Origin of the sequence: Solibacillus sp. FSL K6-1126 (genome assembly GCF_038003445.1) — a bacterium.
Taxonomy (GTDB): domain Bacteria; phylum Bacillota; class Bacilli; order Bacillales_A; family Planococcaceae; genus Solibacillus; species Solibacillus silvestris.
The window spans coordinates 96838-112500 of record NZ_JBBOPD010000001.1 but is presented as its reverse complement, the minus strand read 5'-3'; the positions used below and the strand labels follow the sequence as shown (position 1 = coordinate 112500).

Annotated in this window: 13 protein-coding genes (1 of these 13 only partly in view); 7 read left to right on the top strand and 6 right to left on the bottom strand. The window is 38.4% G+C overall.

Going from position 1 to position 15663, the window contains the following annotated elements; translation table 11 throughout:
• The 6 genes from gyrA to dnaA all read right to left on the bottom strand — a co-directional run.
• Positions 1 to 2199, bottom strand: the 5' portion of a protein-coding gene (gene gyrA / locus MHH44_RS00550; protein ID WP_340797525.1) for a DNA gyrase subunit A. It extends 300 nt beyond the left edge of the window; only the first 2199 of its 2499 coding nucleotides appear in the window; its start codon is at positions 2197 to 2199; its stop codon lies beyond the left edge, outside the window.
• Between the two features lie 90 nt (positions 2200 to 2289).
• Entirely contained in the window at positions 2290 to 4215 is a 1926-nt protein-coding gene (gene gyrB, locus MHH44_RS00545) for a DNA topoisomerase (ATP-hydrolyzing) subunit B (protein WP_008408395.1), read from the bottom strand.
• A 61-nt stretch (positions 4216 to 4276) separates the two neighbouring features.
• Positions 4277 to 5395: a DNA replication/repair protein RecF gene (recF, locus tag MHH44_RS00540; protein WP_008408394.1), complete on the bottom strand. Its 1119-nt coding sequence runs from the start codon at positions 5393 to 5395 to the stop codon at positions 4277 to 4279.
• Between the two features lie 3 nt (positions 5396 to 5398).
• Complete coding sequence (gene yaaA / locus MHH44_RS00535; protein WP_008408393.1) at positions 5399 to 5635, bottom strand: S4 domain-containing protein YaaA; 237 nt, start codon at positions 5633 to 5635, stop codon at positions 5399 to 5401.
• A gap of 125 nt (positions 5636 to 5760) precedes the next feature.
• The gene (dnaN, locus tag MHH44_RS00530; RefSeq protein ID WP_008408392.1) at positions 5761 to 6897 is read right to left on the bottom strand and encodes a DNA polymerase III subunit beta; all 1137 of its coding nucleotides are present in this window, start codon (positions 6895 to 6897) and stop codon (positions 5761 to 5763) included.
• Positions 6898 to 7068: 171 nt separating this feature from the next.
• Positions 7069 to 8412: a chromosomal replication initiator protein DnaA gene (gene dnaA, locus MHH44_RS00525; protein ID WP_008408391.1), complete on the bottom strand. Its 1344-nt coding sequence runs from the start codon at positions 8410 to 8412 to the stop codon at positions 7069 to 7071.
• Between the two features lie 686 nt (positions 8413 to 9098).
• On the opposite strand from dnaA, the gene rpmH reads away from it, so the two are divergent.
• The 7 genes from rpmH (at position 9099) to rsmG (ending at position 15618) form a co-directional block, all read left to right on the top strand.
• A complete protein-coding gene (gene rpmH / locus MHH44_RS00520) occupies positions 9099 to 9233 on the top strand; it encodes a 50S ribosomal protein L34 (RefSeq protein WP_008408389.1) in 135 nt (44 codons plus the stop codon).
• A 95-nt stretch (positions 9234 to 9328) separates the two neighbouring features.
• Positions 9329 to 9679 (top strand): ribonuclease P protein component, encoded by a 351-nt coding sequence (gene rnpA, locus MHH44_RS00515; protein WP_340797524.1) that lies wholly within the window; start codon positions 9329 to 9331, stop codon positions 9677 to 9679.
• 132 nt (positions 9680 to 9811) lie between these two features.
• Positions 9812 to 10594, top strand: a complete 783-nt coding sequence (yidC, locus tag MHH44_RS00510) for a membrane protein insertase YidC (protein WP_008408385.1) — start codon at positions 9812 to 9814, stop codon at positions 10592 to 10594.
• Positions 10595 to 11359 (top strand): RNA-binding cell elongation regulator Jag/EloR, encoded by a 765-nt coding sequence (gene jag, locus MHH44_RS00505; RefSeq protein ID WP_008408383.1) that lies wholly within the window; start codon positions 10595 to 10597, stop codon positions 11357 to 11359.
• Positions 11360 to 11533: 174 nt separating this feature from the next.
• Positions 11534 to 12919 (top strand): tRNA uridine-5-carboxymethylaminomethyl(34) synthesis GTPase MnmE, encoded by a 1386-nt coding sequence (gene mnmE / locus MHH44_RS00500; RefSeq protein ID WP_008408382.1) that lies wholly within the window; start codon positions 11534 to 11536, stop codon positions 12917 to 12919.
• A gap of 27 nt (positions 12920 to 12946) precedes the next feature.
• A complete protein-coding gene (gene mnmG / locus MHH44_RS00495) occupies positions 12947 to 14842 on the top strand; it encodes a tRNA uridine-5-carboxymethylaminomethyl(34) synthesis enzyme MnmG (RefSeq protein ID WP_014822345.1) in 1896 nt (631 codons plus the stop codon).
• A 59-nt stretch (positions 14843 to 14901) separates the two neighbouring features.
• On the top strand, positions 14902 to 15618 hold the full coding sequence (rsmG, locus tag MHH44_RS00490; protein ID WP_014822346.1) for a 16S rRNA (guanine(527)-N(7))-methyltransferase RsmG: 717 nt from the start codon (positions 14902 to 14904) through the stop codon (positions 15616 to 15618).
• The last annotated feature ends 45 nt before the right edge of the window (positions 15619 to 15663 follow it).

Here is a 15663-nt window from a genome sequence, read left to right as displayed (position 1 = left end):
ACGGCTTTGTAAACGGTATTCAGATTCTGGTGTACGTTTACCGTAACCATTTTCAGTGACAACTAAAATTTCCTGACCTGGTTCAAGAATTTCCATACCTACTACAAAGTCACCTTCACGAAGTTTAATACCGCGTACCCCGGCAGCTGAACGACCCATTGAACGAATATCGTCTTCTTTAAATCGTACTAACATACCATCGCTTGTACCGATAATAATTTCCTTCGTGCCATCCGTTAAGTGAACAGAAATTAAATCATCGTCTTCACGTAATGTAATGGCGATTAAACCATTTGTACGGATATTAGCAAACTGATCAACAGGTGTACGTTTTGTTACCCCTGTTTTCGTAGTAAAGATAAAGTAAGCATCTTCTTTAAACTCTGTTACGCGAATCATTGCAGTAACATGCTCACCTTTATCAATATTAAGCAAGTTTACTATTGGTAAACCTTTCGCTTGGCGACCAAACTCAGGAATTTCATATCCTTTTGCACGGAACACTTTCCCTTTGGAAGTGAAGAACAGAATTGTATCGTGTGTAGAAGTGAATAATAAATGTTCTACAAAGTCATCTTCATTCGTTCCCATACCTTGTACACCACGGCCACCACGTTTTTGTGAGCGATACGTGTTCGCAGCTAAACGTTTAATATACCCGTTATGTGTTAATGTCAGTACCGAGTTTTCACGAGGAATTAAATCTTCGTCTTCGATCATTTCTAAGCCGCCAGCTGTAATTTCAGTACGACGCTCATCACTGTAGCGTTCTTTAATATCCGTCATTTCTGTACGGATAATTTCGACTACTTTTGCTTCGTCAGCTAAAATCGCTTTTAATTCATCGATTAATTTTAATAGTTCCTGGTACTCAGCTTCAATTTTTTCGCGTTCCAACCCACTTAAACGCACAAGACGCATATCTAAAATTGCCTGTGCTTGGCGTTCAGATAAATTAAAGCGCTCCATTAATTGAGGTCTTGCTTCTTCCCCGCTGCGAGATGCTCGAATAATAGAAATAATTTCATCGATATGATCAAGCGCAATACGTAAACCTTCTAAAATATGTGCACGTTCCTCTGCTTTTCGAAGTTCGAATGCAGTACGACGTTTAATAACTACTTTCTGGTGTTCTAAGTAATGATAAAGCACTTCTTTTAGACTTAATACTTTTGGCTGCCCGTCAACTAGCGCAAGCATATTTACACCAAAGCTTGATTGCATCGCTGTTTGCTTGAATAAATTGTTCAATACGACATTTGCATTTGCATCACGGCGTACTTCAATTACAATACGCATACCATTACGGTCTGATTCATCACGTAAATTAGTAATGCCATCGATTTTTTTGTCGCGAACTAACTCAGCAATTTTTTCAATTAGTTTCGCTTTGTTAACCTGATATGGCAATTCGTGTACTAGAATTGTCTCTTTGCCGTTAGAAGCTTGCTCAATTTCTACTTTAGCCCGAATGGTCAGTGAACCACGGCCCGATTCATATGCACGGCGAATACCGCTGCGCCCTAGAATAATTCCCCCTGTAGGGAAATCCGGACCTGGAATGATTTCCATTAGCTCTTCTGTCGTAATGCTTGGGTTATCTGCCACTGCTAATACGCCGTCAATTGTTTCTCCAAGGTGATGAGGCGGTATATTTGTAGCCATACCTACTGCGATACCAGAAGCACCATTCACTAATAGATTCGGATAGCGCGCCGGCAATACTAAAGGTTCATTTTCACTACCGTCATAGTTCGGTCCATAATCAATCGTATCTTTATTAATATCGCGCAACATTTCCATCGCGATCTTTGACATACGTGATTCCGTATAACGCATTGCTGCTGCACCGTCACCATCAACAGAACCAAAGTTACCGTGGCCATCGACTAGCATATAACGGTAGCTGAAGTCTTGCGCCATACGCACCATTGCATCATAAATTGATGAGTCACCGTGAGGGTGGAATTTACCCATTACGTCCCCTACAATACGGGCACTCTTTTTATATGGCTTATCTGAAGTATTTCCTAGCTCCTGCATACCATAGAGGATACGACGATGTACTGGTTTAAGCCCATCACGTACGTCTGGTAAGGCACGCGAAACGATAACGCTCATCGCATAGCTTAAGAAAGATGATTTTATTTCTGTTGTAATATTTCTAGATTCAATATGTCCATGCTGAATGTCAGACAAAATAAGGACCTCCTTCCAATTGCACTAACTAATCAATTATGCCCGAGCATAATTGCATCTTTCAGCGGGTTTTCAAACCGCTGAAAAATGTTAAATATCCAAGTCTTGCACGTATACTGCATTTTCTTCGATAAAATCACGACGAGGTGCAACTTCATCACCCATTAAGTGATCGAAAATTTTATCCGCTTCAATTGCATCATCCAATTCTACTCGAATTAAAGTACGGTGCTCTGGATCCATTGTTGTATCCCATAATTGTGTCGCATTCATTTCCCCTAAGCCTTTATAACGCTGTACATTAGGTTTCGGTAACTTCGGCAGACGGTTTAAAATATCTTCTAACTCCTGATCTGAGTAGCAGTATTCAACATGTTTCCCTTGTTTCACCTGATAAAGAGGCGGTTTTGCTGCATATACATAGCCCGCTTCGATTAACGGACGCATGAAACGGAAGAAGAATGTCAGCAATAGTACACGAATATGTGCACCATCGACATCGGCATCCGTCATAATTACAATTTTATGATAACGTGCTTTTTCTAAATTAAATTCTTCACCAATACCGGTACCAAATGCTGTAATCATCGCTCGAATTTCGGCATTTGATAAAATACGGTCTAAGCGTGCTTTCTCAACGTTAAGGATTTTTCCGCGCAATGGTAAGATCGCCTGGAAATGACGGTCACGTCCTGATTTAGCAGAACCACCGGCAGAGTCACCCTCTACGATATAGATTTCAGATTCGGCAGGGTTTGTTGAAGAACAGTCTGCTAACTTACCTGGTAAGCTTGAAACTTCCAATGCAGATTTACGACGTGTAAATTCACGAGCCTTTTTCGCTGCTACACGAGCACGTGCCGCCATTGTACCCTTTTCAATAACTTGACGTGCTACCGATGGATTTTCAAGCAGGAAACGTTCAAATCCATCTGAGAATAAAGCATTTGTAATCTGGCTTACTTCAGAGTTCCCTAGTTTTGTTTTTGTTTGACCCTCAAACTGAGGTTCCGGGTGTTTTATTGAGACAATTGCCGTTAAACCTTCACGAACATCTTCGCCTGTAAGGTTGGCATCCGATTCTTTAATTAAGTTTGATTTGCGGGCATAGTCGTTAATAACACGTGTTAAGGCAGTTTTAAAGCCCGATTCGTGGGTACCACCCTCATATGTGTTAATGTTGTTCGCAAAAGACATTATATTCGAGCTGAAACCTGCATTATACTGCATGGCAATTTCAACCGTAATGCCTTCTTTTTCACCCAACACATCAATTGGCGCATGAATCGCTTCTTTATTTTCGTTAATATGCTCAACATATTCGCGAATACCGCCTTCAAAGTGGAATGTCTCCGAACGTTCCTGTCCTGTACGCTCATCTGCAATCGTCAGGCTGATGCCGCGATTTAAATAGGCTAATTCACGGATACGTGTTGCTAAAATATCGTATTCATAAACTGTTGTTTCTTTAAATATTTCGCTGTCCGCTTTAAATCGAGTTGTTGTACCTGTATGGTCTGTTTCGCCAATGACTGTTAATTGTTGAACAGTATGACCGCGCTCAAAAATAATTTCATGGATTTTACCATCTCGATGTACTTGAACAATTGTCTGACTTGATAATGCGTTTACTACAGAAGCACCTACACCGTGAAGACCACCTGATACTTTGTAGCCTCCGCCTCCGAATTTACCGCCGGCGTGCAGTACTGTCATAATTACTTCAACAGCAGGCATACCCATTTTTTCCTGAATATCTACGGGAATACCACGACCGTTATCTTCTACGCGAATCCAATTGTCTTGTTCAATTGTTACTGTGATTCCTGTACAATAACCTGCTAAAGCTTCATCAATACTATTATCAACAATCTCCCAAACTAAATGGTGCAATCCTTTTGAACTTGTTGAACCAATATACATGCCCGGACGTTTTCGAACAGCCTCTAATCCTTCTAATACTTGTATTTGATCCGCATCATAAGATTGCTGGACTTTATTATCTTCTAAAGCCACTATTGTTCACCTACTCTTTCATAACTATCAGTATGCTTCTTTTTTACGTATTTCAATGCACTTACGGTTGTTCAATTGTTCCTTGTGTGACACGGAACAATTTTGCGTGCTGTATTGTGTCATGGTGAATGCCTTCTACACTCGTTGTTGTAACGAATGTCTGGACCTCACCTTGAATTGTATTTAATAAATGTGATTGGCGATAATCGTCCAATTCAGATAAAACATCATCCAATAAAAGAATCGGTGTTTCCTTCGTTTCCTGTTTGATCAGTTCAATTTCGGCAAGTTTTAAAGATAATGCCGTCGTGCGTTGCTGCCCTTGTGAGCCATATACTTGAACATCATAATCATTGACAAAAAACTGCAGATCGTCCCGATGAGGCCCTATAAGTGTTACGCCTCTCTCAATTTCACGCTGCTTCACTTCTTCTAGCTTCTTTGTTAAGTAATCCGCCATTTCTTCGGCAGTCCAGCTTGCATCCATCCCGGTTACAGGACGGTATTTTATGACGAGCTTTTCTAATCCCCGCGAAATACCAAAGTGAATCGGTTCAGCCCAATCCTGTAAAAGCTCGATAAACTGAAATCTTTTACGAATAATTTGAATTGCCGCCTGCACATATTGTTCAGTATAAATTTCAAACATCACATCGGATGCGAGTGATTGTTTACCCATATTCTTTTTTAATAAATGATTACGTTGTTTCAAAATCTTTTGGAATGTTAGTAAATCATGTAAGTAAACAGGGGAAATTTGTCCGATTTCCATATCGATGAATCTTCGGCGAATTTGGGGGCTGCCCTTTACGATATTCAAATCTTCAGGTGCAAACATTACTACATTCATCTGTCCGATATAATTGCTTAGTTTCGTTTGTTCAAGATGATTGATTTTGCCCTTTTTGCCTTTTTTTGAAATCGTCAATTCGATAGGAACGCCACCGTAACGCTTATTTACCACACCTTCTATTTTACCATAATCCGCATCCCAACGTATTAATTCTTTATCGTTCGCGGTACGATGAGATTTGGCCATCGCTAGTACATAGATTGATTCCATTACATTTGTTTTTCCTTGGGCATTTTCCCCAATAAAAACATTAATTTTATCTGAAAAATCCAGTGTTAACGATTCGTAGTTACGATAATTTGTTAGCTGCAAGCGCTCGATGTTCATGAATTAATTTTCTCCGTTTTCAATAAATGCATCGACAATTTTGTAACGTCCTACACCAGGAATATTAACTACATCTCCATGACGCAGTTTTTTCCCGCGGCGATCTTCCACTTCTCCATTTACAAACACTTCATGTTCACTTAAAAACCACTTTGCCATACCGCCAGAGCTAATTGTATCTGTCATTTTCAGCGCTTGACCAAGCGTTATAAATTCTGTATCAATTACTAATTCATTCAACGTAATTCATCCTCCACTTAAATAAAGTCTTATCATTCTATCATACCTAAAAATTGTCCATAAGTAAAAAAGGAACGGTCTCAATAACAAGTTAAGACCCTTCCTTTTAGAATTTTTATTGAATTTTAGTAAGTACGTACCGGTAAAATCAGCTGCAATATTGCATCATCCGCAACAGAACGTAAGATGAACGGGCGCATTGCACCTGTAAATTCAATGACTACATCTTGTCCATCGATCGCTTTTAAGGCTTCCATCATATATTTCGCACTGAATGAAATTTTCAAATTTTCGCCTTCTAAACTTTCCACTTGGATCTGCTCTTCAACTTTACCAATCTCAGGTGAATTCGATGAAATTTCGACCGTTTGATTTTCAAGTGTTTCAAAACGGACAACATTATTGCGATCTTCACGAGCTAAAAGTGAAGCACGGTCAATTGCCTGCAATAAAGATTTTCCGTTAATAGTGATCATTGTTTTAAACTCTTCCGGAATTAAACGTGATGTATCCGGATAATTGCCTTCTAAAAGACGAGAGAAGAACAGGACATCATCTGTTTTAAATAATACATGCTGATTTGTTAATACGATTTGAACCGGATTATTTGTGTCTTCTAAAATTTTGTTCAATTCATTTAAACTTTTACCTGGAATTACGACTGAAGTAATATCATTTGGTAAATTTTCAAGATTGACTTTGCGGCGTGCTAAACGGTGACTATCCGTTGCAACGCATATTAATGCATCGCCTTCAACTTTCCAGTTTACACCTGTCAACACTGGACGGCTTTCCGATGTCGCTACAGCAAATACAGTTTCTCTAATAACTGATTTTAATAAATCGGTTGGAATCGTAAATTGTCGGTCAGCAGCAATTTCAGGTAGTTGTGGATATTCTGTTGCATCTAAGCCGATAAGGTGGAATTCCGATTTACCTGAACGAATGATTGTTGCATAGCCGTTCGTAATTTCAATTTCAACTTCATTTGTCGGCAATTTACGGATAATTTCATTGTACATACGAGCTTGTAGCACAATAGAGCCTGTTTGAGTAATATCCATAATTTGTTCGCCATTTTCTTCTACCGGGATGAAAGTCTGGATTGTAATGTCTGCATCACTACCAGTTAACGTCATACCTTCGTTTGTAACATCAATTTTAATTCCCGTTAAAATAGGAATCGTTGTTTTGGAACTTACAGCTTTCATTACATCGTTTAATCCTGCTAAAAGACGATCACGTAAAATAGTAAATTTCATTAGTTTACCTCTCTTATATAATTAATTATTTATTTAAAGATATTAATAGATATAGTAATAGGGCCTGTGAATTTGTGGATAACCCCTAATTTAAACAGGCAGAGCACGCTATCCACATGTTGATAAGCTGTGAATAGGTATGTGTGAAAAACATAAAGTTATACACAGAGATTATTTACCTAACATACTACGTATTTGTTTAATATCCTGCTGAAGCTGCTGATCTGTTTTAAGTAAGGAAGAAATCTTTTCATGGGCATGGATCACTGTTGTATGATCACGGCCTCCAAACTCCTCACCAATTTTAGGTAATGAGTAATCTGTTAGCTCACGCGATAAATACATCGCCACTTGACGAGGATAAGCAATCGATTTTGTCCGGCGCTTAGCCTTAAAATCTTCCAGACGTATACTGTAATGTTCACCAGTTGCAGTTTGAATATCTAAAATCGAAATCATGCGCGGTTTTGAATTTGGCATAATATCTTTTAAAGCTTCTGCAGCAAGTTCAGGCGAAACATCCATATTTACTAAGGATGAATAGGCCACAACCCGTATTAATGCCCCTTCAAGTTCACGAATATTTGTATCAACCTGATTGGCAATATAAAGCATGACTTCATTTGGAATATCGAGTCCATCAGCTTTGGCCTTCTTACGTAAAATAGCAATACGTGTTTCCAAATCTGGTGGTGCAATATCTGTAATTAGTCCCCACTCAAAGCGTGAACGCAAACGGTCCTCTAAAGTAGGGATTTCCTTTGGAGGGCGGTCACTTGAGATGACAATCTGCTTTGATTCTTCATGCAGTGTGTTGAATGTATGGAAGAATTCCTCTTGTGTCGATTCCTTACCAGCCAAAAATTGAATATCGTCAATTAGCAGTACATCAACATTGCGGTATTTATTTCGGAAATCGATTGTTTTATTATCACGGATGGAGTTAATGAACTCATTTGTGAACTTTTCGGATGATAAATAGACGACATTTGCTGTCGGATTATGTTCTTTTACATAATGGCCAATTGCATGCATTAAGTGAGTTTTTCCTAAACCTACCCCCCCATAAATAAAGAACGGGTTGTAAGCTTTTGCGGGTGCTTCTGCTACAGCTAAGCTCGCTGCATGGGCAAAGCGGTTACCGGAACCAATAACGAATGTATCAAATGTGTACTTTGGATTGAGCATACCCGGGGTAATGTCATGGTGTTCACTTGATTTTGCTTGAGTAATTGGGGGCGGTAGTTCAAAGTCGTCTGCCGTCTGATCTTTCTGGACAACAAAATTAATGACTAGATCCTCTCCAGTTAACTCGTTTAATATTCCTGTAATCATATGGATGTAATATTGTTCAAGCCAATCGCGGGCAAAAGAGTTAGGCGCGGAAATCGTCACTTTTGTGCCACTATGCGCAAGAAGTTTTGTTGATTTCAGCCAAGTATCAAAGCTCGGTTTCGAGATTTTCTGTTCAGCTTGGGCAAGGACGGCATTCCATAGGTTTTCTAAATGTTCCAAGCTCTTTCTTCCTTTCATTAATTCATTTCACATTCGATTCGTATATTTAAATGACAAGGCTCATACTAACGAAAATTAGATGAGAGTCTTTTTTATGTGAATTTCCTTACAATGCAAACTTTCTTGCTTACGAAAAAAGAAAGGCTCTGTTAAATGATTAATAGTAAACAGAGCTATAAAATATATATTTTATAATTAAAAAGGAGTTCATACACATAACCACAAGTTGTGGATAAAGGTTGTTCTAGAGTATGGGAAATCTTTGTCCACAGATTATCAACAATTGTGGATAATATATTTCCCAGAAAAGAATTCCACAAAGTAAAACACAGTTATCGTATCAAATAAAGTTAGGTATTTCAATACTTAAACGATCTTATCCACATAATCATATGTTATATACATAACAGTTGTCCACAGGTTTGTTATATGTGAAAAACCTGTAGATAAGCGTTGTGGATAATTTTTAAGAGCAAAAATACTATTCACAGCATAAATGTAAATTAATTTTATAAATTGTGGATAACTGAGAGTGTGAATCAGGAAAGGGATTTATATGAGGTTTATATAGAAAAACAGAAAAATTATAATGAGGCATTGACAAACAGGTTTTATTCTTTATATAATATCATGGTCTGTATGTAGAGATAGATATAGTAACGCTCGAATTCAGGAGGTGTATATAAATGAAACGCACGTACCAACCTAAAAAACGTAAGCACTCTAAAGTTCACGGTTTCCGCGCTCGTATGAGCACTAAAAACGGCCGTAACGTATTAGCTCGCCGTCGTAAAAAAGGAAGAAAAGTATTATCAGCATAAGTCCACTGAGCCACATCAGTGGTCTTTTTTTTCTTTTATCGTTGTTGAATGAGCAAAAAAAGTACCAATGATTAGATGGAGCAGGTGAATGGATCATGAATAAACGCCAACGTATAAAGAAAAATGAAGATTTTCAAAAGGTGTTTAAAAAAGGTAAGTCGTTTGCGAATCGCCAATTTGTTGTATATTGCTTGAAGAAGGAAGAACAACAGGCGTTTCGTATTGGCTTATCAGTGAGCAAAAAAGTAGGAAATGCGGTCACTCGGGTTCAAGTGAAACGATATATTCGCCAAGCTTTTCTGGAATTAAAAGATGAAGTAAAACAAGATATGGATTATGTTATTATCGCCAGAACGCAGGCGGCCACACTGGATTTTCACGAAACAAAAAAAAGCTTGCAGCATGTTTTAAAGGTTGCAAAGGTTGCAAGAGTATATAAAGGATAGTTCCATAATTAATTGTTTATCATTCATTACTTGAAACTTTGAATATACAGAACAATTAGTAGTGTACGAACGTCCGTACATGGTAAAATATTGTCATAAAAATTGAATAGGTTTGCTTTAGGAGGAAGAAGGTTGAAGAAAAATCTATGGATAATGCTGTCACTTGTTTCAGTAGTATTACTGCTATCAGGCTGTACAGAATTTGACCAACCAATTTCATCTGAAAGTAATGGCTTTTGGAATGAATATATTGTTTGGCCATTAGTATCATTTATCAAGCTTTTTGCTGATATGTTTGAAGGTAATGCCGCGAATTATGCATTTGCAATTATTATTGTAACTGTTATTATTCGTCTAATCATTCTGCCTTTAACTATTAAACAAGTAAAAAGTTCTAAGAAAATGCAGGAAATGCAACCGAAGTTAAAAGAGCTGCAAGCAAAATACAGCTCAAAAGACGCGGCAACTCAGCAAAAATACCAACAGGAAATGATGCAGTTAATGCAGACTTCAGGTGTTAACCCATTAGCTGGATGTTTACCGATTCTTATTCAAATGCCGATCTTAATCGGTTTCTATCATGCAATTAGCCGTATGAATGCAACACCGGATGCATTTGAACTAGGGACATTTTTAGCGGTTCCATTAGCGGAGCCAAGTATTGTATTTGCTGTAATCGCAGGTCTGATCCAGTATGTTGTATTAATGACTGGTCCCGCTGTAGATAATCCGCAAATGAAAATTATGATGTACATCATGCCATTAATGATTGTTGGTTTCGGTATTATTTTACCTGCCGCTTTATCATTATATTGGGTAGTTGGAAACTTTGTATCTGTATTACAAAACCTTGTTATTTACAAACCTTGGAATAAAAATAAACCGGATGCTACCGATGCAAAAGGAGCGAAATAAGTGAAACAAACTACGCAAATAGGCGCAACAGTAGAAGAAGCGATCTCATTAGCGTTACAAAAGCTTGGCCATACTCGTGAACAAGTTGATGTGGAAGTTTTACAAGAGGGTAAAAAAGGATTTTTAGGTTTTGGAGCACGAAATGCTGAAGTTCGTGTAACTGTAAAGGAAATTGTTCAGCAGCAAGTGGATCAAGAGACGACTTCAGATTCTGCACCTGATGTGGAAGAACAACCAATTGTCGAGAAAACAATCGAGAATGAGCCGGTTTTAGCTAATGAAGATCAACCAATTCACCATGAACAACAACAAGTGGATCCTATTGAAGAAGCAAAAGAGTATTTAACGAATATTGCTTTAGGGATGGGAATTACAGATTTAACAATCGACCATGAAACAGATGGTAAACATGTTTCATTTAAGTTATCGAGCGAGAAAGCAGCATTATTAATTGGGAAGCGTGGTCTTACATTAAATGCGCTTCAACATTTAACTCAGCTCATTCTTAATAAAACAGCCAAATCGTTTATGATTTTACAAATGGATGTGGAAGATTATCGTGAGCGACGTCAAGTTGCCCTTGAACAGCTGGCATTACGCATGGCGGACAAGGCTCTTCGAACACGAAAACCCGTATCATTTGAACCGATGGCATCTTATGAACGAAAAATTATTCATAATGCCTTGGCAAATCGTATAGATATTGAAACGCACTCAGAAGGTGTCGAACCAAATCGATATTTAGTCATAGAGCCAGTAAAATAATATACAGACAGTTTTCGACCTATTCTTTTGGATAGGTCGTTTTTTTAATGAAAGATGGAACCAAATCTACATTACTTTAGATTTTAATTAAAATATGTTAGTCTAAATTGTTAGTTAGTATAGCACGGATGTGATTTATCCACATGTGGATAACACTGAAATAGGAGGATATAAATGGAATTCGATACGATTGCTGCGATTTCCACTCCAATGGGAGAAGGAGCTATTGCGATTGTTCGTCTGAGCGGCGATGAGGCGGTAGCGATTGCAGATAAAATATTTAAATCACCAAATCATAAGCGTTTGACGGAAGTTGCGACACATACGATCCATTACGGACATCTGATCGACCCGAAAACGGATGAAGTGGTAGAGGAAGTTATGTTGAGCTTAATGCGCGGACCGAAAACATTTACGCGAGAAGATGTTGTCGAAATCAATTGTCATGGTGGTATTGTGTCTGTTAACCGAGTATTACAGCTTGTCTTACGTTACGGTGCACGTTTAGCAGAGCCTGGGGAATTTACGAAACGTGCATTTTTAAATGGCCGTATCGACTTATCACAGGCAGAAGCGGTAATGGATTTAATTCGTGCGAAAACTGACCGCGCGATGAACGTTGCGCTTGGCCAGATGGATGGAAAGCTTTCTCGTCTCATTACATCTTTACGCCAGGCATTATTAGAGACGTTGGCACAAGTGGAAGTAAATATTGATTATCCTGAATATGACGATGTAGAAGAAATGACGATTCCTGTACTTCTTGAAAAATGCGGTTGGGTACGAGAGGAAATTATTAAATTACTTCAAACATCATCCCAAGGTAAAATTTTACGTGAAGGTTTATCTACCGTTATTTTAGGACGTCCAAACGTAGGTAAATCATCTCTTTTAAATAGTTTAGTTCAAGAAAATAAAGCGATTGTAACCGACATTGCAGGTACAACTCGTGATATTATTGAAGAATACGTAAATGTACGTGGAGTTCCTTTACGTTTAGTTGATACAGCAGGTATTCGGGAAACAGAAGATATTGTTGAACGAATCGGAGTTGAACGTTCGAGAGAGGCACTAAAAGATGCCGATTTAATATTGCTTGTATTAAATTACGGAGAAGAGCTTACAGAAGAAGATGAACGCCTTTTTGAAACGATTCAGGCGATGGATTATATTGTCGTTGTCAACAAGACAGATATCGAACGCAAAATCGATTTAAACCGTGTTCATGAATTGGCTGGAAAACATCGTGTCGTAACGACTTCGTTATTGAAAGAAGAAGGTGTAATCGAGCTGGAAGAAGCGATTGCAGCATTGTTCTTTGAAGGGCAAGTAGAAGCGAATGATTTAACATATGTATCAAATGCGCGACATATTGCGCTATTGCATCAAGCTCAACAGGTGATTGAGGATGCGCTTGCTGCAGCTGAGTCAGGTGTACCTGTCGATATGATTCAAATCGATGTGACACGTACATGGGAAATTCTTGGTGAAATTATTGGAGATACTGTACAGGAAAGCTTGATCAATCAGCTATTCTCGCAGTTCTGTTTAGGGAAATAAATCGGAATAAAAGAGAGGAAGAACAACATGTCAATACAATACGAAGCAGGTAATTTTGACGTAATCGTTGTTGGTGCAGGACATGCAGGTGTGGAATCTGCCTATGCAGCTGCGAAAATGGGTGCTAAAACACTCATGCTTACAATTAACTTAGATATGATTGCGTTTATGCCTTGTAATCCATCAGTCGGCGGACCTGCAAAAGGAATCGTTGTTCGCGAAATTGATGCACTTGGCGGTTTAATGGGACGCATTATCGATAAAACACATATTCAAATGCGCATGTTAAATACCGGGAAAGGTCCAGCAGTACGTGCTTTACGTGCACAAGCCGATAAATTCCAGTATCAGCATGAAATGAAACGGGTTTTGGAAGAAGAAGAAAACCTTCAAATTCATCAGGCAATGGTCGATGAACTAATTGTAGAGGATGGCGAAGTAAAGGGTGTTATTACACAAGTTGGAGCAATTTACCGTGCACCGGCTGTCATCATTACTACAGGTACGTTTTTACGTGGGGAAATTATTTTAGGAAATCTGAAATATTCTTCAGGTCCAAACAACCAGCAGCCATCAATCAAATTAGCGGATAACTTAAAAGAATTAGGATTCGACTTAATCCGATTTAAAACAGGGACACCACCACGTGTAAACAACCGTACAATTGATTATTCTAAAACGGAAATTCAACCTGGTGATGATGTACCCCGTGCATTCAGTTTTGAAACAACAGAATATATTATGGATCAGCTACCTTGCTGGTTAACTTATACAACAGAAGAAACACATCGTACAATTGAGGAAAATCTGCACCTATCCCCAATGTTTTCAGGGATGATTAAAGGGACAGGTCCACGTTACTGCCCATCCATTGAAGATAAAGTAACACGCTTTAACGATAAGCCGCGTCACCAGATTTTCCTTGAGCCAGAAGGGCGCAATACACGTGAAGTATATGTCCAAGGTTTATCGACAAGCTTACCTGAGCATGTTCAAAAGAAATTAATTGCTTCTATTCCAGGGTTGGAAAATGCGGAAATGATGCGTGCTGGCTATGCCATTGAGTATGATTCAGTCATTCCTACACAATTATGGCCAACATTAGAAACGAAAAAAATTCAAGGTCTTTATACAGCAGGTCAAATTAATGGTACTTCAGGTTATGAAGAAGCAGCAGGCCAAGGTTTAATGGCCGGGATGAATGCAGCAGCAAAAGTTTTAGGCCGTGAAGAAATCATTTTAGACCGTTCAGATGCTTATATCGGTGTATTAATCGACGATCTAGTTACAAAAGGTACAAATGAGCCTTACCGTTTATTAACATCTCGTGCAGAGTACCGTCTTCTGTTACGTCATGACAATGCAGATTTACGTTTAACGGAAATCGGTTATAAAGCAGGGATGATTACAGAAGAGCGTTATGTGAAGTTCCAACATAAAAAAGCACAGATTGAGCAGGAAATTGCCCGTCTGCGTGAAATTATTATTAAACCAAATGCGACAACGCAGGAAGTAATCCGTAATGCTGGCGGTGCGGAGCTAAAAGATGGTATCCGTGGAGCAGACCTTTTAAAACGAACAGAAATGACGTATGATTTAGTTGCTTCCCTTACTCCATCGGAAATCGAACTTTCGGATGATGTGAAAGAGCAAATTGAAATTCAATTAAAATATGAAGGGTATATTCAAAAAGCGCTTCAGCAAGTAGAGAAAATGAAGAAGCTTGAGGATAAGAAAATCCCTGAAAATATCGATTATGATGCCATTCCAAGCTTAGCAACAGAAGCACGTATGAAACTGAAAAGTGTTCAGCCGCTTTCTATTGCTCAAGCATCGCGTATTTCAGGTGTTAACCCTGCAGATGTTTCAATTTTACTTGTCTATATTGAGCAAGGTAAAATTGCAAAAGTAACTACGAACTGAATGATGTGAGCGTCTTTAACCAGAAAGACGCTCATTCTTTAATATGGAGGAATCATTTTATGAACGAAAAGCAATTTATCGAAGCATTGAAGGAAAAGGGTATTGAGCTATCAGAACACCAGATTGCGCAGTTTAAAAAATATTTTGAGCTATTGGTTGAGTGGAATGAAAAAATGAATTTAACGGCGATTACGGATTTGGAAGGTGTTTATTTAAAGCACTTCTATGATTCAATCAGTGCGTCTTTTTATTTTGATTTTACAAAGGTGACAACGGTATGCGACGTTGGTGCAGGTGCAGGCTTCCCAAGTATTCCGATTAAAATTTGCTTCCCTCACTTACAAATTACGATTGTCGATTCACTTAACAAACGAATTACATTTTTAAATCATTTAACAAATGAGTTAAACTTGGATCATATGACATTTGTTCATGCCCGTGCTGAAGAGTTCGGTCAAAATGCAGCATATCGTGAAAAGTTTGATGTTGTAACAGCCCGCGCGGTAGCACGTCTTTCTGTTTTATCAGAGTTATGTATTCCTTTAGCAAAAGAAGGCGGTTATTTTGTTGCATTAAAAGCTGCAGCAGGTGCAGAGGAATTAAAAGATGCGACAAAAGCCATTTCTACGTTAGGCGGAAAATTAATAGAGGAGTTTGCATTCCATTTACCAGTTGAGGAAAGCGAACGTTCACTTTATGTATTTGATAAAGTAAAATCGACACCGAAAAAATACCCGCGTAAACCAGGTGTTCCGAATAAAACACCAATTAAATAAATAAATTTACGAAATTTGAAATATATCCGTCTTTTGCTGCATATA